We start from the raw sequence: 19,212 nt of genomic DNA, 5'->3' as shown, positions 1-19,212 counted from the left end.
AGGCGCCGGCGTCGCGAGCATGGCGCCCGCGCGCCGTTACAATGACGCAGCTCCATCGAACAATTACGCCACGGCCGCTCAGATCCTTGCCCATGCGCGTCAAATCGTCGTTTGCCGTCTTGCTGTCCGCGGCGCTCGCCCTGCCGCCCGGCGGCCACGCGCAGCCACGGGCCGATGCGCCGCCGCTCGAATCCGCGCCTGCCGCCGGCATCGTCGACGCCGCGCCGCTCGCGCGTGACGCGATCTCGACCGTGCCGTCGGGCATCGCGCCCGGCGTGTTCGGCACTTATGGCGGCGCGCAAAGCCGGCTCGCCGATCCGGCGTCGGGCACGCCCAGTTTGCGCGCGCCGCTTCGCTCGTTGCAACTGCCGGATCTCGGCGACGGCTCGGGCGGCTCGCTGACGCCGCAGGCGGAGCGCCGTCTCGGCGAGCGCGTGATGCGCGAAGTGCGGCGCGATCCCGACTATCTCGACGACTGGCTCGTGCGCGACTACCTGAATTCGGTCGCGGCGAAGCTGTCGGCGGCCGCCGCCGCGCAGTTCATCGGCGGCTACATGCCCGATTTCGATCTGTTCGCGATGCGCGATCCGCAGATCAACGCGTTCTCGCTGCCGGGCGGCTTCATCGGCATCAACAGCGGGCTCGTCGCGACGACGCAGACCGAATCCGAGCTCGCGTCGGTGATCGGCCACGAGATGGGGCACGTGCTGCAGCGGCACATCGCGCGGATGATCGGCGCAAGCGAGAAGAGCGGCTACGCGGCGCTCGCGACGATGCTGTTCGGCGTGCTCGCGGGCATTCTCGCGCGCAGCGGCGATCTCGGCAGTGCGATCGCGTTGGGCGGCCAGGCGTTCGCCGTCGACAGCCAACTGCGCTTTTCGCGCTCGGCCGAGCGCGAGGCGGACCGCGTCGGCTTTCAATTGCTCGCGGGCGCCGGCTACGATCCGTACGGGATGCCTGGCTTCTTCGAGCGGCTCGAGCGCGCGTCGTTGGGCGACGCGGGCGTGCCGGCGTACGCGCGCACGCACCCGCTGACGGGCGAGCGGATCGCCGACATGGACGATCGCGCGCGACGCGCGCCATACAAGCAGCCGCGTCAATCGCCGGAATACGGCTTCGTGCGCGCGCGCCTGCGGATGCTGCAGAACCGCTCGCCGACCGATTACGCGAACGAGGCGCGGCGGATGCGCGTGGAGCTCGACGACAGGATCGCGCCGAACGTCGCGGCGAACTGGTACGGGATCGCGCTCGGCGAGATGCTCGGCGGCCGCTACGACGACGCGGACCGCGCGCTCGCCGCGGCGCGCGACGTGTTCGCGCGCACGGCGGCCAGCGAGGGCGATTCGGCGCGCAATTCGCCGAGCCTCGACGTGCTCGCGGCCGAGATCGCGCGCCGAGCGGGCCGCACCGACGACGCGGTGCGGCTCGCCGCCGCCGCGCGCGAGCGCTGGCCGGGCTCGCACGCGGCGATCGCCGCGCACCTGCAGGCGCTGCTCGCCGCGCGCCGCTACGCGCAGGCGCAAACGCTCGCGCAGTCCGAGGCGAGCACCGATCCCGGCCAGCCGGACTGGTGGAGCTTTCTCGCGCAGGCGAGCCTGGGCAACGGCGACGCGGTCGCGCAGCGACGCGCGCTCGCGGAGAAGTTCGCGCTCGAAGGCGCATGGCCGTCGGCGATCCGGCAGCTGCGCGAGGCGCGCGACCTCAAGTCGGCGAGCTTCTATGAGCAGTCGATCATCAGCGCGCGGCTGCACGAGCTCGAGGCGCGCTACAAGGAAGAGCGGGAAGACGACAAGGACAACCGTCGCGGGTGACGCGCGGCGCGACGCCGCGATCGTCGCGGGCGACGTGCCGGCCGGCGCGGCTCGTCACGCTGCCGGCCGACGAATGTCCTGATGGAATCCGGACGAATCGAACGGCATGAACGGCATATGCGGCGCGAACGGCATGCGCGGCGCGAACGTCGCGAACGAAGCGGCCAAGCGCCGCGCGCGGTTCGCCTGCCGCTGACGCACATGCAGCGTGCGGCTGTCCGCGGCCCGCGTCAGCCATCCGCCGTCCACCGTCCGCGTCAGCCGCCCGCATCAGCCCGCCCGCGTCAGCCCTCCGGTCGTTCGGCCGCGCGCGCGGCCGGACTCGCGACGAACCGGAACCGCTGGGCGACGTCGTCGCGCCGGATCGGCTCGAGCGGCAGGTCGACGCCGCCGCCGAGATGCAACACGCCGTGCGCGCCGTCGTCGTCGAGGTCGGCGTGATCGGCGAAGAGCCCCAGATCGTGATCGTGCAGCGCGGCGACGCGCGGCGGCATCGACGCGTCGGCGAACAGCACGCCGCCCGCGTCGTCGAGCCACGCGCGCGCCGGCTCGAACGCGCGGCCCGTGTGGTCGGTGAGCGCGACGCGCGGCGGAGCGTCGCGATCCGCCGCGAGCCTGACGATCCACGGCGTGTACGCGAGCTCGACGTACACGCGCTGCGGCCCGTTCTGGAAGAACCATTGCCCGTCGTCGTCGCGCTCGTAGTTGCGGGCGATGAACTCGACGAGCGCCGGGTGCCGGACGGGCGAGCCGAGCGCGCCCGCCGCCTGCGCGGCGTCGTCGCGCATCCGCCAGCCGCCACGACGGTCGAGCAGCAGCCATCCGGTGCAGTGCGGGACGTTCGGCCACTTGGCGAGCGCCTGTTTGACGATGTCATCCATGATCGGTGAACCGTGAGCAGAATTCGAAGACGCGCGCCGGGAGCCAGTCGATGCGCCCGGGGAACGGGCCCGTCATGAAGCCCGCGTGGCCGCCGTGCTCGGGCTGGTCGAGCACGACCGCGCGCGACACGTCGCGCGGGCCGGGCAGCGCCGACGCCGGCAGGAACGGATCGTTGCGCGCGTTGAGGATCAGCGTCGGCACGTCGATCGCCGCGAGGAGCGGGCGCGTCGTCGCCTGCGTCCAGTAGTCGTTCGCGTCGACGAAGCCGTGCAGCGGCGCGGTGACGATGTCGTCGAAGTCGTGCATCGTGCGCGCGGCGAGCATCGCGTCCTTGTCGAAGAGCCCGGGGTATTGCTCGAGCTTCAGGAGCGCCTTGAGCTTCAGCGTCTTCAGGAAGCTGCGCGTGTAGACCATCGAGAAGCCTTGCGACAGCGCGCGCCCGCCCGCGTGGACGTCGAGCGGCGCCGAGATCGCCGCGGCCGCCGCGACGAACGAGGCGCCGCCGCGCCGCTCGCCGAGCCAGCGCAGCAGCACGTTGCCGCCAAGCGACACGCCGACCGCGACGAGCGGCCCGCGGTGGCTTGTCGCGAGCCGTGCCAGTATCCAGTCGACTTCGGCGCTGTCGGCGAGGTGATAGAAGCGCGGCATCCGGTTCATCTCGCCGCTGCAGCTGCGGAAATGCGGGACGACGCCGTGCCAGCCGCGCGCGCGGGCGGCCGCCATCACCACGCGCGCGTAATGCGAATCGGAGCTGCCTTCGAGGCCGTGGAACAGCACGACGAGCGGCGCGTTCGGCTCGGGCGCGGCGCCCGCCGGATGCGCGAGCCAGTCGACATCGATGAAGTCGCCGTCCGGCGTGTCCCAGCGCTCGCGCCGGTACGGAATATCGGGACGGCGCGCGAGGAGCGCGGGGACGATCGTCTGCGCGTGGCTCGTCGGCAGCCAAAGCGGCGCGCGATAGAAGGACGAGGCTGCCGGGCGGGCGGTCTCGTCGGCAGCGGGAAGGGGGGGTAGCGCGGTGCTCATCGCTGCGAACGCCTCTCGCTCAGTGGAGCGGCCCCTGCGCGTGGCGGATCTTCGCGGCGAACTGGGCCGCCGTCTGCTCGGGGATCGGGCTCGCGTGGATGTGGGCGATCCGCCATTCGCCGCGCTCGTGGATCATCACGTAGGTCGTGAACACCATCTGCGGCTCGGCCGTGAGATCGGCCTGCTGGTGCGCTTCCGCGACCGTGTAGACGACGGTGCCGAGGCTGTCGTAGACGCGGATGTCGAGCGGCTCGATCGTCACGGGCTGCGTCGACATGCGCTCGCCGAACCCGCTTCGGATCTGCTCGAGGCCGTGCAGGTGCGTGCCGTCCGACCAGATGCAGCTGGCGAAGTCCTCGTCGATCCAGAGGACCATCAGCGCGTCGAGGTTGGCGTCGGCGACTGCCTGGTAGTACGCGTTCAGCGTGTCGGCGGCGGCTTCGAAGAGGCGGGCAAAACGTGGCATCGGGTCTATCTCTCGCGCGCGGCGCGCGCCGTTTCATCAAGGCGGCCCGTGCATCGGCAGGGCCGCCCGCTTAGCGGTGAGTCGGGTGCGGGGTGCGCGCCGCGCGACGGGCGGCCTTGCGGCCGCGGGCGTCAGCGCTGTCCGACGAGCATCCCGCGCAAATCGCCGAACACCTGCTCCGGGCTCAGCTCGCGCAGGCACTTCAGGTGGCCGAGCGGGCATTCGCGTTCGAAGCAGGGACTGCATTCGAGATGCAGCCATTGTACCTTTGCCAGCTCCGACAGCGGCGGGGTATGACGCGGATCGGTCGACCCGTAGAGCGCGACGAGCGGCCGGCGCAGCGCCGCCGCGACGTGCATCAGCCCGGAATCGTTCGTGACGACCGCGTTCGCCCGCGCGATCAGCGCGCACGCCTCGGTGAGCGACGTCTGGCCGCAGAGATTGCGCACGTTCGGCGCGCGCTCGGCGATCGCCTGCGCGGCGGCGGCGTCCTTCGGCGAGCCGAGCGCGACGATCTGCGTGTAGGGAAACGACTGGCTCACGCTTTGCGCGAGCGCGGCGAAATGCTCGGGCGGCCAGCGCTTCGCGGGGCCGTATTCGGCGCCCGGGCAGAACACGACGAGCGGCTTGCGCGTGTCGAGATTGAAGCGCGCGGATACGCGCGCCGTCTCGTTCAAGTCCGCTTCGAGCCTAGGCGGCGGCAGCGCGTTGAACGACTCGGGCAGCTTCGCGCCGGGCGCATATGCAAGCGTTGCGTAATGTTGGGCCATCGGCGGGCGCTCGTCGCGCGCCTTGCTCGGGTTTGCGTGGCGCACGTTGAGGAGCGCGTAGCGATGCTCGCCCGTGTAGCCGACCCGCAGCGGGATGCCCGCGAGCCACGGGATGAGCGCGGACTTCAGCGAGTTCGGCAGCACGTACGCGGCGTCGTAGCCGAGCTCGCGCAGATCGCTCGCGAGCTGCCAGCGGCGCAGCATCTGCAGCTTGCCGTGCGCGAGGTCGGTTGCATGGACATCGTGAATCTCGGGCATCCGCTCAAGCACGGGCGCGACCCACGCCGGGGCCACGGCGTCGATGACGATGCGGGGATGCAGCTTCCTCAGCAGCGCGAAAAGCGGCTGCGCCATCAATGCGTCACCGATCCAGTTCGGTGCGATAACCAACGCTCGACGCATCAGGGGGATTTCCGATGTCGTAATAAAGCGCGACGCTCATGCGCCGCGCTCGGGTTGCTGGGGAGGGGCGGCGGCGCGTGCCGGTCGGCCGGTGCGCGCCGCGTCGGGCGGTGAAACCGCCGCGCGCTCAATGGTGGCCGCGGAGGACTTCGCCGTCGCGCAGCTTGTAGCGTGTGCCGCAGTACGGGCAGCGCGCCTCGCCGTGCGAGACGTCGATGAACACGCGCGGATGCGCGCTCCAGCGCGGCATCGCCGGGTTCGGGCAGTAGGCGGGCAGATCCTTGGCCGTCAGTTCGATGAGCGGCATTTCCTTGATTTCACTCATGGGGCTTTCTCGTTATGGCGATGGCGAGGCGCGCGCGCCCGGCGACGGGCGCGCCGCGCGTTCAGATTTTGGTGAGCCAGTCCGCGTGCTTCGCGCTCTTGCCGTTCACGACGTCGAAGAACGCGCTTTGCAGCTTCTCGGTGATCGGGCCGCGCGCGCCGTTGCCGATCGTGCGGTTGTCGAGCTCGCGGATCGGCGTGACTTCGGCCGCGGTGCCGGTGAAGAACGCCTCGTCGGCCGTGTAGACTTCGTCGCGCGTGATGCGCTTCTCGATCACTTCGACGCCGGCTTCCTTCGCGAGCGTGATGACCGTGTCGCGCGTGATGCCGTCGAGGCACGACGCGAGATCGGGCGTGTACAGCTTGCCGCGGTTCACGAGGAAGAAGTTTTCGCCGGAGCCTTCGGACACGTAGCCGTCGACGTCGAGGAGGAGCGCCTCGTCGTAGCCGTCGGCCGTCGCTTCCTGGTTCGCGAGGATCGAGTTCACGTACCAGCCCGACGCCTTCGCGCGCACCATCGCCACGTTCACGTGATGGCGGGTGAACGACGACGTCTTCACGCGGATGCCCTTCGCGAGGCCTTCCTCGCCGAGGTACGCGCCCCACGGCCAGGCCGCGATCGCGACGTGGATCGTGTTGCCCTTCGCCGACACGCCGAGCTTCTCCGAGCCGATCCAGATGATCGGGCGCAGGTAGCACGACTCGAGCTTGTTCTCGCGGACGACGTCGCGCTGCGCGGCCTCGAGCGTTTCCTGGTCGAACGGCACGTCCATCTGGAAGATCTTCGCCGAGTTCAGCAGGCGCTTCGTGTGCTCCTTCAGGCGGAAGATCGCCGTGCCGCCGTCGGCCGTCTTGTATGCGCGCACGCCCTCGAAGACGCCCATGCCGTAGTGCAGCGTGTGGGTCAGCACGTGGATCTTGGCGTCGCGCCATTCGATCAGCTTGCCGTCCATCCAAATCTTGCCGTCGCGATCGGCCATTGACATAGGTCTTCTCCTAGTGGATGCGGGGATGCGCAGAAAGCGCGCGCGGCGGCTCGAAACGGCGGCGCGTCGCAAAGACGCTCATTTTAGCGTTTTTGTGCGGGCAACGGTCGGTACGGCGGGGTCCGGCGCTATAATCGACGCGCAACCTGCGTGAAAAAATAACGGGCGGCGGCGGCGCGACGCGCGCGAGCTGCCCGGCTTTTCGCCTTCGCGGCGCCTCCCCGATGCTCGCTCGCCTTTCCGCCACCGACCGCTTCGCCCTCGCCCAGGGTTTCCGCGATTTTTCCCCGACGCTGATGGCGATCCTGTCGTGGGGGCTCGTCACCGGCATCGCGATGAGCAAATCGGTGCTGTCGACGGGGCAGGCGGTCGGCATGTCGATTTTCGTCTACGCGGGCTCGTCGCAGCTCGCGGTGCTGCCGCTCTTCGCCGCGAAGCTGCCGGTCTGGACGATCCTCCTCACGGCCGCGATGGTCAACATGCGGTTCGTGATCTTCAGCGCGGGGCTCGCGCCCCATTTCTCGTACCTGCCGCTGTGGCGGCGCCTCGCGATCGGCTATTTCAACGGCGACGTGATTTATCTGCTGTTCCAGAAGCAGGGCTTCGCGACGGGCCAGGTGCCCGGCAAGGAAGCGTACTTCTGGGGCATGGCGCTCACGAGCTGGCTTGCGTGGCAGGCGTCGTCGCTCGTCGGCATCGCGCTCGCGAGCGCGTTTCCCGACAGCTGGGGGCTCGCGCTCGCCGGCACGCTCGCGCTGATCCCGATCATGGTGTCGGCGATCTCGAACCGATCGACGCTCGCGGCCGTCGCGGTCGCCGGCGTCGTGTCGCTCGTCGCGTTCGAGCTGCCGTACCGGCTCGCGCTGCCGCTCGCGGTGGTCGCGGCGCTCGCGGCGGGCAGCGTCGCCGACTGGTTCGTCGAGCGCGCCGACTGGCGGCGCATCCGCGCGGCCGGCCGCGCGACGCACACGGAGGACGCCGAATGAGCGACTGGCAGATCTGGCTCGCGATCGCGGGGATGACGCTCGTCACCGCGATCACGCGCGCGCTCTTTCTCGTCGGCGGCGAGCGCACCGTGCTGCCCGAGCGCGCGCAGCGCTCGCTGCGCTATGCGCCTGCCGCCGCGCTCGTCGCGGTTGTCCTGCCCGACGTGCTGGAGACGCCCGCGGGCCTCTCGTTCGCGCTGTCGAACCACGATTTCTATGCGGCGGCGGCCGGCCTCGCGTGGTTCCTGTGGCGGCGCAGCATGCTCGGCACGATCGTCGTCGGGATGCTCGTGTTCACCGCGCTGCGCATCCTGTTCTGACGTGCGCCGCCGCGCGCGCCGCGCCCGGCTCGAAGGCGCGACCCAACGGCGCACGTCGCCTCCGGATCGCAGCAATTCGCCGCCTCGCGGGGCAGCGCGCGGGGCGGATCGGCTAGAATGACCCCTTCCGGAATTTTTTCGCGCGCGCGCCGCGCGGGCCTTGCCGTGCGAAGCCGGCGGGCCGCGCCTGGCGCCGGCGAGGCAGCCCGCGCGCGTCGAATCGCTTTCCTTCATCAACCTTCATCAGTCCCATGAGCCAAGTAAAGCGTCTTACCGACCTGATCGCCGAAGGCAAGCTCTCCGGCAAACGCGTGTTCATCCGCGCCGATCTGAACGTGCCGCAGGACGATCACGGCAACATCACCGAAGACACGCGCATCCGCGCGTCGGTGCCCGCGATCCAGGCGGCGCTCGACGCGGGCGCGGCCGTGATGGTCACGTCGCACCTCGGCCGCCCGACGGAAGGCGAGTTCAAGCCCGAGGATTCGCTCGCGCCCGTCGCGAAGCGCCTGGCCGAGCTGCTCGGCCGCGACGTGCCGCTCGTCGCGAACTGGGTCGAGAACGGCGTCGAAGTCGCGCCGGGCCAGGTCGTGCTGCTCGAGAACTGCCGCGTGAACAAGGGCGAGAAGAAGAATTCGGACGAGCTTGCGCAGAAGATGGCGAAGCTCTGCGACGTCTACGTGAACGACGCGTTCGGCACCGCGCACCGCGCGGAAGCGACCACGCACGGCATCGCGAAGTACGCGGGCGTCGCGTGCGCGGGCCCGCTGCTCGCGGCCGAGCTCGACGCGCTCGGCAAGGCGCTCGGCAACCCGAAGCGCCCGCTGGTGGCGATCGTCGCCGGCTCGAAGGTGTCGACGAAGCTGACGATCCTGAAATCGCTCGCGGAGAAGGTCGATCAGCTGATCGTCGGCGGCGGCATCGCGAACACGTTCATGCTCGCGGCGGGCCTGCCGATCGGCAAGTCGCTCGCGGAGGCCGATCTCGTCGGCGAGGCGAAGGCGATCATCGACGAAGCGAGGAAGCGCGGCGCATCGGTGCCGATTCCGACCGACGTCGTCGTCGCGAAGGAGTTCTCGCCGACGGCCGCGGCCACGGTGAAGAAGGTGGCCGACATCGAGGCGGACGACATGATCCTCGACATCGGGCCGGATACCGCGAAGGCGCTCGCCGGTCAGCTCGAGAAGGCGGGCACGATCGTCTGGAACGGCCCCGTCGGCGTGTTCGAGTTCGACCAGTTCGGCAACGGCACGAAGACGCTCGCCGACGCGATCGCGAACTCGGCCGCGTTCTCGATCGCGGGCGGCGGCGACACGCTCGCCGCGATCGCGAAGTACGGCATTCACGACAAGGTCAGCTACATCTCCACGGGCGGCGGCGCGTTCCTCGAATTCCTCGAGGGCAAGAAACTGCCCGCCGTCGAAGTGCTGGAAACGCGCGCGTAAGCGCGCAAGCCGGCGCGCCGCGCGCGCGTGTCTTTGCCGCGCGCGGGGCGCAGTGCTGACGGGCGGCAGGCCGCGCCGGCCGCCCGCGCACGCCGGCGGGCACGCGCGTTGCGCGCCGTCGGCGCGGCGGCCCGGGTCGGGCCGCCGGGCGGGCCGCCCGACGCGGGCCCGCCGAACCCGAAACAACGATGCGGCGCCGGCCGTCAACGCCGGCGATCGCGGACAAAGCGACGCCGGGCGCATGCACCGGCGCGCGTTCCGGAGCGGCGGCGGCTGGGCCGCGCGGCTCCGGCTCTCGCGGCGGTACTTCCAGCGCTTTCACTCAGTCAGACGAGGAGATTCATGCATCGCGCCACCAAGATAGTCGCCACGATCGGTCCGGCATCCAGCTCGCCGGAGGTCCTGTTGCAGATGATGCACGCGGGTCTCGACGTCGTGCGGCTCAATTTCTCGCACGGCTCCGCCGACGATCACCGCGAGCGCGCCGAGATGGTTCGCGAGGCCGCGCGCCGGGTCGGCCGGGAAATCGCGATCATGGCGGACTTGCAGGGGCCGAAGATTCGCGTCGGCAAGTTCGAGGGGGGCAAGACGACGCTCGTGCCCGGCCAGCCGTTCATCCTCGACGCGACGTGCGAGCTCGGCAACGACGAGCGGGTCGGCCTCGACTACAAGGATCTGCCGCGCGACCTGAAGCCGGGCGACGTGCTGCTGCTGAACGACGGCCTCATCGTGCTGAAGGTCGACCGCGTGCTCGGCGACGAGATCCACACGACCGTCAAGGTGGGCGGCGACCTGTCGAACAACAAGGGCATCAACCGGCAGGGCGGCGGGCTGTCGGCGCCCGCGCTGACCGCGAAGGACATGGAGGACATCCGCACGGCGATGTCGCTCGGCGCGGATCTCGTCGCCGTGTCGTTCCCGAAGAACGCGACCGACATGGAGATGGCGCGCCAGCTCGCGAACATCGCGGGCGCGCCTTACGGCATCAAGCCGAAAATGATCGCGAAGATCGAGCGCGCGGAGGCGATTCCGGCGCTGCAGGAGATTCTCGACGCGTCGGACGGCATCATGGTCGCGCGCGGCGATCTGGCGGTCGAGGTCGGCAACGCGGCCGTGCCCGCGCTGCAGAAGCGGATGATCCGGATGGCGCGCGAATCGAACAAGCTCGTGATCACCGCGACGCAGATGATGGAATCGATGATCCACGCGCCCGTGCCGACGCGCGCGGAGGTGTCGGACGTCGCGAACGCGGTGCTCGACGGCACCGACGCGGTGATGCTGTCCGCCGAAACGGCGACGGGCAAGTATCCGGCCGTCACGATCGAGGCGATGGCGGCCGTCTGCGTCGAGGCGGAGAAGTCCGAGCACGTCGAGCTCGACAAGGACTTTCTCGACCGCACGTTTACGCGGATCGACCAGTCGATCGCGATGGGCGCACTCTTCACCGCATACCACCTCGGCGCGAAGGCGATCGTCGCGCTGACCGAATCGGGTGCGACGGCGCTCTGGATGTCGCGCCACTACACGCACGTGCCGATCTTCGCGCTGACGCCGCGAGTCGGCAGCGAGCGCGCGATGGCGCTGTTCCGCAACGTGACGCCGCTGCACGTCGACTTCAACAGCGACCGCGATTCCGCGCTGCAGCAGGCGCTCGAGCTGATCGTGCGGCGCGGCTACGTCGCGCACGGCGACATGGTCGTGCTGACGGTCGGCGAGCCGATGGGGCAGGCGGGCGGCACGAACACGCTGAAGATCGTGCGCGTCGGCGAACACTACTGAGGGCGCAATCCGGCGCGAGCGGGATGCCCGCCGGGCATGCCGCTTGCGTTGTCGGAAAGCCGCGTGGGGTCGGACGGCCCCCGCGGCTTTTTTGCTTGAAGGTGGTCTGAAAGACGTAACAAATTGCCCCCGAATCCGCCATTTGGTCGGATTCGGGGGCGCTTCGCGATAAAATGCGGCTATTCGACGCTCGGCCGCGCCGGTCCGCCCGCCTTTCAGCCGGGACGGGGCCGTAAGACGCCGCGTAGGGCGCAAGGTTTTCATTCAAGGAGTACCACAATGCCTCTCGTATCAATGCGTCAACTGCTGGATCACGCAGCGGAGCACGGCTACGGCCTGCCCGCGTTCAACGTGAACAACCTCGAGCAGGTGCAGGCGATCATGGCGGCGGCCGACGAAGTCGGCGCGCCCGTGATCATGCAGGCGTCGGCCGGCGCCCGGAAGTACGCGGGCGAGGCGTTCCTGCGCCACCTGATCGAAGCGGCGGTCGAGTCGTACCCGCACATCCCCGTCGTGATGCACCAGGATCACGGCCAATCGCCCGCCGTCTGCATGGCGGCGATCAGGAGCGGCTTCACGAGCGTGATGATGGACGGCTCGCTCGAAGCCGACGGCAAGACGGTCGCATCGTACGAATACAACGTCGACGTGTCGAAGAAGGTGGTCGAGATGGCGCACTCGATCGGCGTGACGGTCGAGGCCGAGCTCGGCGTGCTCGGCTCGCTCGAGACGATGAAGGGCGACAAGGAAGACGGCCACGGCGCGGAAGGCACGATGACCCGCGAGCAGCTGCTGACGGACCCGGAGCAGGCCGCGGACTTCGTCAAGCTCACGCAGTGCGACGCGCTCGCGATCGCGATCGGCACCTCGCACGGCGCGTACAAGTTCACGAAGAAGCCGACGGGCGACATCCTGTCGATCCAGCGGATCAAGGAAATCCACGCGCGCATCCCGAACACGCACCTCGTGATGCACGGCTCGTCGTCGGTGCCGCAGGATCTGCTCGCGGAAATCCGCGAATTCGGCGGCGACATGAAGGAAACCTACGGCGTGCCCGTCGAGGAAATCCAGGAAGGCATCAAGCACGGCGTGCGCAAGATCAACATCGACACCGACCTGCGTCTCGCGATCACGGGCGCGATCCGCCGCTACATGTTCGAGAATCCGGGCAAGTTCGATCCGCGCGATTACCTGAAGCCCGCGCGCGAAGCGGCGAAGAAGATCTGCGTCGCGCGCTATCTGGCGTTCGGCTGCGAAGGCCAGGCGTCGAAGATCAAGCCGGTGCCGCTCGAGAAGATCGCCGAGAAGTACAAGGCCGGCGACCTCGCGCAAGTGGTGCGTTGAGTCTGTAGTACGATCTGGCCGGCCCGCGAGCGGGGCGGCCGGATGAGCCCGGTCCGGCTCCGAAGCCGGCCGGCCCCGCCGGGCCAAGCCGTCCGGCCGGTTCGCCGAAGTATCGCAAGGCCGCCGTTCCCGCCAGCCGCGGGGAACGGCGTTTCCCTTTTTGTTTGGCTCCTTATCTGCGAAAAGACGATGTCTACCCTTTACGAATCCACGCTGCGCTCGCTGCCGCTCCTCGGTCGCGGCAAGGTCCGCGACAACTACGCGGTCGGCAACGACAAGCTCCTGATCGTCACGACCGATCGCCTGTCGGCGTTCGACGTCATCATGGGCGAGCCGATTCCGAACAAGGGCCGCGTGCTGAACCAGATGGCGAACTTCTGGTTCGACAAGCTCGCGCACATCGTCCCGAACCACCTGACGGGCGTCGCGCCCGAGACGGTCGTCGCCGACGACGAAGTCGAGCAGGTGAAGGGGCGCGCGGTCGTCGTCAAGCGCCTCGAGCCGATCCTCGTCGAGGCGGTCGTGCGCGGCTATCTCGCGGGCAGCGGCTGGAAGGACTACCAGGCGACGGGCCAGGTGTGCGGCGTCGAGCTGCCGGCCGGCCTGCAAAACGCGCAGAAGCTGCCCGAGCCGATCTTCACGCCCGCGGCCAAGGCCGAGATGGGCCATCACGACGAGAACATCTCGTTCGAGGAAACCGAGCGCCGCATCGGCACCGAGCTCGCCGCGACGATTCGCGACATCTCGATCAAGCTGTACAAGGAAGCGGCCGATTACGCGGCGACGCGCGGCATCATCATCGCCGACACGAAGTTCGAATTCGGCCTCGACGAGCACGGCAAGCTGTTCCTGATGGACGAGGCGCTGACGGCCGATTCGTCGCGCTTCTGGCCGGCCGACGAGTACCGGGTCGGCACGAATCCGCCGTCGTTCGACAAGCAGTTCGTCCGCGACTGGCTCGAGGCGCAGGACTGGAGCAAGGAGCCGCCCGCGCCGAAGCTGCCCGACGACGTCGTTGCGAGGACGAGCGCGAAGTACCAGGAAGCGCTCGAGCGCATCACGGGCAAGACGCTCGACTGACCATCGTCCGATTCACCGAAACGAGGAAGCGCACGATGAGCGAAATCCCGACCGCCCACACGCACAGCGCGCCGCTCGTCGGCGTGCTGATGGGTTCCAGCTCCGACTGGGACGTGATGAAGCATGCCGTCGCGATCCTGCAGGAGTTCGACGTGCCGTACGAGGCGAAGGTCGTGTCCGCGCACCGGATGCCCGACGAGATGTTCGACTACGCGCAGAAGGCGCGCGAGCGCGGCCTGCGCGCGATCATCGCGGGCGCGGGCGGCGCGGCGCACCTGCCCGGCATGCTCGCCGCGAAGACGACGGTGCCCGTGCTCGGCGTGCCGGTGGCGAGCAAGTACCTGAAGGGTGTCGATTCGCTGCACTCGATCGTGCAGATGCCGAAGGGCGTGCCCGTCGCGACCTTCGCGATCGGCGAGGCCGGCGCGGCGAACGCGGCGCTCTTCGCCGTGTCGATGCTGTCCGGCACGTCGACCGACTACGCGAACCGGCTCGCCGCGTTCCGCGTGCGGCAGAACGAGGCCGCGCACGCGATGGTGCTGCCGCCGCTGTGAGGCCGCGCGGCCGCCGGCGGCATCGATCGTCCCGCCCGCGGCGGGCGCAGCCGCCCGCCGCCACCGATCCTAGGGGCCATTTACATATGGAACGCACATGCGAATGCCCGAAATCGCTCGTAGGGCAGGAAGCGAGGAGCGCCGTTTGGCCGAGCCAAGCAAGCAACGAGCGACGCCGCCATGCGGGCGATTTCGGGCATTCCCCTAGAATGTATTTTTGTATCGGGGTTGCCGCGAGAACCGCCGCTCGCCGCGTTGCGCGCCTTGCGAATACGTCCATTCGCAGCGTCGCGCGCCTTGTGAGCGGCCGTTCTCGTGGCAACGCTTGTGCGTTCCGTATGTAAATTGACCCTAGACATGACTGCACTCCCCACCCCGAATTCCCCGATCCTGCCGGGCGCCTGGCTCGGCATGGTCGGCGGCGGCCAGCTCGGCCGCATGTTCTGCTTCGCCGCGCAGGCGATGGGCTACCGCGTCGCCGTGCTCGATCCCGATCCGACGAGCCCCGCGGGCGCCGTCGCCGACAAGCATCTGCGCGCCGCGTACGACGACGAGGCCGCGCTCGCCGAGCTCGCGCAATTGTGCGACGCCGTCTCCACGGAATTCGAGAACGTGCCCGCCGCGAGCCTCGACTTTCTCGCGCAATCGACGTTCGTCGCGCCGGCGGGCCGCTGCGTCGCGATCGCGCAGGACCGGATCGCCGAGAAGCGCTTCATCGCGGCGTCCGGCGCGCCCGTCGCGCCGCACGTCGTGATCGAGTCGGTCGCGCAGCTCGAGGCGCTTGCCGACGCGGAGCTTGCCGCGGTGCTGCCCGGCATCCTGAAGACCGCGCGCCTCGGCTACGACGGCAAGGGGCAGGTGCGCGTCGCGACCGTGCGGCAGGCGCGCGACGCGTATGCGTCGCTCGGCGGCGTGCCGTGCGTGCTCGAGAAGCGCCTGCCGCTCAAATACGAAGTGTCGGCGCTGATCGCGCGCGCCGCGAACGGTGAATCCGCCGTGTTCCCGCTCGCGCAGAACACGCATCACGGCGGCATCCTGACGCTGAGCGTCGTGCCCGCGCCCGCCGCGAGCGAGGCGCTCGTGCGCGAGGCGCAGCAGGCGGCCGTGCGGATCGCCGATTCGCTCGGCTATGTTGGCGTGCTGTGCGTCGAGTTCTTCGTGCTCGAAGACGGCTCGCTCGTCGCGAACGAAATGGCGCCGCGGCCGCACAATTCCGGCCACTACACGGTCGATGCATGCGAGACGAGCCAGTTCGAGCAGCAGGTCCGCGCGATGACGCGGCTGCCGCTCGGCAGCACGCGCCAGCATTCGCCCGCCGCGATGCTCAACGTGCTCGGCGACGTGTGGTTCGCGAACGGCGCGTCGGGCGAGTCCGTCGCGCCGCCGTGGGACCAGGTCGCCGCGATGCCGACCGCGCGGCTGCATCTGTACGGCAAGGAGGAGGCGCGCGCCGGCCGCAAGATGGGCCACGTGAATTTCACCGCGGCGACGCTCGACGAGGCGGTCGCGGGTGCGACCGCCTGCGCGCGCCTGCTGCGCATTGCGCTCGACTGACGGGGCGCACGATGTCGAACGATCGACCGATTCCGACCGCCGAAGAGATCGACGAAGCCGCCGCGCTGCTCGACGCGGGCGAGCTCGTCGCATTTCCGACCGAGACCGTCTATGGCTTGGGCGGCGACGCGCAGAACCCGGTCGCCGTCGCGCGCATCTACGAGGCGAAAGGGCGGCCGGCGAACCATCCGGTGATCGTCCACCTCGCGCCCGGCAGCGATCCGGGCTATTGGGTCGACTCGCTGCCCGCCGACGCGAAGAAGCTGATCGACGCGTTCTGGCCCGGCCCGCTCACGCTGATTCTCAAGCGCGCCGCGCACATTCCGGACGCGGTGAGCGGCGGGCAGGACTCGGTCGGGCTGCGCTGTCCGTCGCATCCGGTCGCGCAGGCGTTGCTGCGCGCGTTCGACGCGCGCCGCGGCGGGCACGGCGGCGTCGCCGCGCCGTCCGCGAACCGCTTCGGCCACGTGAGCCCGACGACCGCGCAGCACGTGCGCGACGAGTTCGGCGATGCCGTCCATGTGCTCGACGGCGGCCCGTCCGACGTCGGGATCGAGTCGACGATCGTGGATCTGTCGCGCGGTTTTCCGGCGCTGCTGCGCCCGGGCCACGTGAGCCCGCAGCAGATCGCCGACGTGCTCGGCGTCGCGCCGCGCCTGCCCGACGGCAGCGATGCGACCGCGCCGCGCGCATCCGGCACGCTGAAGGCGCATTACGCGCCGCGCACGCCGCTCGCGCTCGCGCCGTTCGAGCGGCTCGAGGGGCGGCTCGCGGCCGCGCGCGACGCGGGCGAGCGGGTCGCGCTCGTCGCACGCGCATCGCGCGCCGGCGCGTGGGCGCACTCGGACGGCGTGCACTTCGTCGCGGCGCCCGAGGACCCGCAGGTCTATGCGCGCGAGCTCTACGGGCTGCTGCGCGCGCTCGATCGCGCGCAGGTCGCGCGCATCCTCATCGAGAAGCTGCCGGATACGGTCGAATGGATCGCGGTGAACGACCGGCTCGGCCGCGCGGCGGCTGCGTTCGAAGCGCAGGCGTGAGCGTTGCGCGGTCGGGCGGCTGAGGCGGGCGGAGCCGCGCCGGCTTCGTCATGCTGCTGTCGCCGAAGCGCCGAAGCGCCGAAGCGCAAAAAGCACCTGAAAACGCCCGGCACAACGAGAAACGCCCGGTTCGCATCACGCGAACCGGGCGTTTTCACTTGAAGCGGCGGAACGTCGCCGCGTGGCGATCGGGGGCGGGGCGCGCGAGACGCCCCCCGCGTCGCGGCGCGGGCTTGCTTACTTGCCGACGCCCGTCTTCGCGATCTGCTGCTCGACGTACTGCGCGAAGAGCGCGTGCAGGCGCGTCGTCGGATGGACCGTGTCGGCGAACATGTACGTCTGGTCGGCGTTCGCGACCGTGTACATCTGCGGCGAGCAGAACAGCGACGAGCCGAACGCGGTCGGGTTCGACACGCCCGACTTCGTCGCCGCGGCGATCATCGATTGCAGGTTGCACGCGGTGCCCGTGTTCGACACGGAGAAGCCGTTCGCCTGGTAGTTCGCGGTGATGCCGTCCTGCCACGTGAACGCGTCGATCAGCACGGCCTTCGTCGGATCGACGTTGAGCGCTTTCAGTGCCGCGGCGAGCGTGCTGTTGAAGATCGTCGACAGTTGCGTGAGTGCGGCCTGCTGGTCCGTCGACACCGCGAGCGGCGTGCCGCCGATGTCCGGCACGTTCGACACGAACACGTGCGTCGCGCCCGCCGCGACGATCTGCTGGACGATCCCCGCGAGCTGCTGAGCGGCGAGGCCGATCTGCTGCGCCGCGGCGAGCTGCGCGGCCGGCGTGTTGCCCTGCGCCTGCGCGACCTGCACCTGATAGAAGATGTCGTTCGCGCCGCCGTTGATCAGCACGATCTGGTTCGGGTTGAAGCTGCCGTGCTGCTGCAGGTATTGCTGCACCTGCGTCGCGACCGGCACGGTGGTCGCCTGCGCGTAGTCGGCGTTCGCCACGCTCGCGTCCGCGTGGCCGATGCCCGGCTGCTGCGTGACGCGCGAGCCGCCCTGCGCGTAGCCGAGGCCGCCCGCCGCCTGCAGCGGCACGCCGAAGCCGCCTTCGAACGCGGGCGTGAGCGTGCCGCCGTAGTAGGCGGCGACGTCCTGCGTCCACACCTGGCCCGGATTCGTCGTGAAGCGGCCGCCGCCGAAACCGATCAGGATCTGCGGCGAATAGGTGCCGGTGTCCGACAGACTGTCGCCGAAGGACACGACCTGCATGTTCACGCCGGCGCTCGGCTGCGACGAGCCGTTGTCGTCGCCCCCGCCGCAGGCGGCGAGGATGGCGAACGCGGCGCTCGCGAGCGCGACTTGCGCGCCGCGCCAGAGGCGGCGGCGTGCGGTGCGGGCGGGTTGCTGTTGTCGTTGCGGCTGATTCATGCGGGTCTCTCCTCGTAGATATGCTTGTGTTGCATGGCCTGCGCCGTGCCGCGACGCACGGCGGCGACGCGGCTCGGCGCAATGGTTTGGAATCCGTGTTTCGTTATCGTTCGCGGGGCGCGGCGGCGAGCGCGGACGGCTCGGGCGACGGCGCGTGCGCGCTCGCAACCCGTGCATGATAAGCGCTCGCCCATTCGGGCGGACCGAAAACCGCGCGGAGCTTGTTGCGCCAGCCTTCGACGCCGAGCGCGTCGAGCGCCATCGACCGCCATTCGTGGAACGTCGCCACGAGCGGATTGTTCGAGCGAAGCGGCTCGACGATCCCGTATTCGGGCGGGTCCTGCGGGTCTTCTTCGACGTAGCTGCCGAACAGGCGATCCCAGATCACGAGCACGCCGGCGTAGTTGCGGTCGATGTAGCGCGGGTTGCGCGCATGGTGCGCGCGGTGGATCGACGGCGTGTTCAGCACGTACTCGAGCCAGCCGAGTTTCGGGATCGTCTGCGTATGGACGAAAAACTGGAACGCGAGGTTGATGAGCACGATGCCGACGATCTGCTGCGGCGGGAAGCCGAGGAACGCGAGCGGCAGCCAGAACGCCCACATGCCGGCGATCGGGTACATCAGGCTTTGCCGCATCGCGGTCGAGAAGTTCAGGCGCTCGGACGAATGATGGACGACGTGCGCGGCCCACAGCCAGCGCACGCGATGGCTGCAGCGGTGGAACACGTAGTAGAGCAGGTCCTGCGCGACGAACAGCACGGCGAACGACAGCCACGTGGCGTCCCACGTGAAGAGCCGGTAGTGCGTGTAGCAGTACGCATAGAGCGGGATCACGAAGATCCAGGCGATCTTGTCCGCGCCCTGGTGCATCAGCGCGAGCGCCGCGTTGCAGAGCGTGTCGCGCAGGTTGTAGACGTGCTCGCCGGGGCGTGTGCGCGCGAGGTGCCACGCTTCCCAGCCGATGCAGAGCAGGAAGACAGGCGCGAGCGCGAGCAGAAGCAATTCGACGTTGAATTGCATGAGTGTCTCCCTCTTGTTGTGGTTCGAGCGACCCGGTGCGTGCGGCGT

18 protein-coding genes are annotated in these 19,212 nt (G+C 69.6%); 10 read left to right on the top strand and 8 right to left on the bottom strand.

Annotated elements, in window-relative coordinates; all coding sequences use genetic code 11:
• The first annotated feature begins 92 nt into the window (after window positions 1-92).
• The gene (locus WS91_RS07020) at window positions 93-1,811 is read left to right on the top strand and encodes a M48 family metalloprotease (RefSeq protein ID WP_059669986.1); all 1,719 of its coding nucleotides are present in this window, start codon (window positions 93-95) and stop codon (window positions 1,809-1,811) included.
• Window positions 1,812-2,095: 284 nt separating this feature from the next.
• Here the strand turns inward: WS91_RS07020 and WS91_RS07010 are convergent, their stop codons facing one another.
• From WS91_RS07010 to WS91_RS06985, 6 genes are all read right to left on the bottom strand, one after another.
• Window positions 2,096-2,692 carry a DUF2946 family protein gene (locus WS91_RS07010; protein WP_059669984.1) on the bottom strand — a complete coding sequence of 199 codons (597 nt, stop codon included), beginning with the start codon at window positions 2,690-2,692 and terminating at the stop codon, window positions 2,096-2,098.
• Complete coding sequence (locus tag WS91_RS07005) at window positions 2,685-3,719, bottom strand: hydrolase (RefSeq protein ID WP_038751684.1); 1,035 nt, start codon at window positions 3,717-3,719, stop codon at window positions 2,685-2,687. The genes WS91_RS07010 and WS91_RS07005 overlap by 8 nt, the downstream gene beginning before the upstream one ends.
• 19 nt (window positions 3,720-3,738) lie before the next feature.
• The gene (locus WS91_RS07000) at window positions 3,739-4,185 is read right to left on the bottom strand and encodes a nuclear transport factor 2 family protein (protein ID WP_038751681.1); all 447 of its coding nucleotides are present in this window, start codon (window positions 4,183-4,185) and stop codon (window positions 3,739-3,741) included.
• 131 nt (window positions 4,186-4,316) lie between these two features.
• On the bottom strand, window positions 4,317-5,357 hold the full coding sequence (waaF, locus tag WS91_RS06995) for a lipopolysaccharide heptosyltransferase II (protein WP_038751679.1): 1,041 nt from the start codon (window positions 5,355-5,357) through the stop codon (window positions 4,317-4,319).
• A gap of 127 nt (window positions 5,358-5,484) precedes the next feature.
• Window positions 5,485-5,682 carry a zinc-finger domain-containing protein gene (locus WS91_RS06990; RefSeq protein ID WP_004197553.1) on the bottom strand — a complete coding sequence of 66 codons (198 nt, stop codon included), beginning with the start codon at window positions 5,680-5,682 and terminating at the stop codon, window positions 5,485-5,487.
• A gap of 61 nt (window positions 5,683-5,743) precedes the next feature.
• Window positions 5,744-6,667, bottom strand: coding sequence for a branched-chain amino acid transaminase (locus tag WS91_RS06985; protein ID WP_060821228.1), 924 nt, complete (start codon window positions 6,665-6,667; stop codon window positions 5,744-5,746).
• Between the two features lie 224 nt (window positions 6,668-6,891).
• Here WS91_RS06985 and WS91_RS06980 point away from each other — a divergent pair, with 224 nt between their 5' ends.
• The 9 genes from WS91_RS06980 to WS91_RS06940 all read left to right on the top strand — a co-directional run bounded on the left by WS91_RS06980 (window position 6,892) and on the right by WS91_RS06940 (window position 16,766).
• On the top strand, window positions 6,892-7,653 hold the full coding sequence (locus WS91_RS06980; RefSeq protein ID WP_038751675.1) for an AzlC family ABC transporter permease: 762 nt from the start codon (window positions 6,892-6,894) through the stop codon (window positions 7,651-7,653).
• The gene (locus tag WS91_RS06975; protein WP_038751672.1) at window positions 7,650-7,973 is read left to right on the top strand and encodes an AzlD domain-containing protein; all 324 of its coding nucleotides are present in this window, start codon (window positions 7,650-7,652) and stop codon (window positions 7,971-7,973) included. Before WS91_RS06980 ends, WS91_RS06975 begins: the two co-directional genes overlap by 4 nt.
• Window positions 7,974-8,224: 251 nt before the next feature.
• Window positions 8,225-9,418, top strand: coding sequence for a phosphoglycerate kinase (locus tag WS91_RS06970; RefSeq protein ID WP_038751670.1), 1,194 nt, complete (start codon window positions 8,225-8,227; stop codon window positions 9,416-9,418).
• Between the two features lie 342 nt (window positions 9,419-9,760).
• The gene (gene pyk / locus WS91_RS06965) at window positions 9,761-11,197 is read left to right on the top strand and encodes a pyruvate kinase (RefSeq protein WP_059669983.1); all 1,437 of its coding nucleotides are present in this window, start codon (window positions 9,761-9,763) and stop codon (window positions 11,195-11,197) included.
• A 279-nt stretch (window positions 11,198-11,476) separates the two neighbouring features.
• On the top strand, window positions 11,477-12,541 hold the full coding sequence (gene fba, locus WS91_RS06960) for a class II fructose-bisphosphate aldolase (RefSeq protein WP_038751664.1): 1,065 nt from the start codon (window positions 11,477-11,479) through the stop codon (window positions 12,539-12,541).
• A 189-nt stretch (window positions 12,542-12,730) separates the two neighbouring features.
• Window positions 12,731-13,621 (top strand): phosphoribosylaminoimidazolesuccinocarboxamide synthase, encoded by an 891-nt coding sequence (locus WS91_RS06955; RefSeq protein ID WP_059669982.1) that lies wholly within the window; start codon window positions 12,731-12,733, stop codon window positions 13,619-13,621.
• Between the two features lie 35 nt (window positions 13,622-13,656).
• The gene (purE, locus tag WS91_RS06950) at window positions 13,657-14,175 is read left to right on the top strand and encodes a 5-(carboxyamino)imidazole ribonucleotide mutase (RefSeq protein ID WP_038751659.1); all 519 of its coding nucleotides are present in this window, start codon (window positions 13,657-13,659) and stop codon (window positions 14,173-14,175) included.
• A gap of 357 nt (window positions 14,176-14,532) precedes the next feature.
• Window positions 14,533-15,729, top strand: coding sequence for a 5-(carboxyamino)imidazole ribonucleotide synthase (locus WS91_RS06945; RefSeq protein ID WP_059669981.1), 1,197 nt, complete (start codon window positions 14,533-14,535; stop codon window positions 15,727-15,729).
• Window positions 15,730-15,740: 11 nt separating this feature from the next.
• Window positions 15,741-16,766: an L-threonylcarbamoyladenylate synthase gene (locus WS91_RS06940; protein ID WP_059669980.1), complete on the top strand. Its 1,026-nt coding sequence runs from the start codon at window positions 15,741-15,743 to the stop codon at window positions 16,764-16,766.
• Between the two features lie 237 nt (window positions 16,767-17,003).
• Here the strand turns inward: WS91_RS06940 and WS91_RS06935 are convergent, their stop codons facing one another.
• Together WS91_RS06935 and WS91_RS06930 are read right to left on the bottom strand one after the other, a co-directional pair.
• Entirely contained in the window at window positions 17,004-18,143 is a 1,140-nt protein-coding gene (locus WS91_RS06935; protein WP_038751650.1) for an SGNH/GDSL hydrolase family protein, read from the bottom strand.
• A 103-nt stretch (window positions 18,144-18,246) separates the two neighbouring features.
• Complete coding sequence (locus WS91_RS06930) at window positions 18,247-19,164, bottom strand: sterol desaturase family protein (RefSeq protein ID WP_059575169.1); 918 nt, start codon at window positions 19,162-19,164, stop codon at window positions 18,247-18,249.
• Between the last annotated feature and the right edge of the window lie 48 nt (window positions 19,165-19,212).

Origin of the sequence: Burkholderia sp. MSMB1498, from assembly GCF_001526245.1 — a bacterium.
Lineage (GTDB): Bacteria > Pseudomonadota > Gammaproteobacteria > Burkholderiales > Burkholderiaceae > Burkholderia > Burkholderia savannae.
Note: the sequence above shows the minus strand (reverse complement) of the source record. Positions and strands in the feature narration are given on the sequence as shown.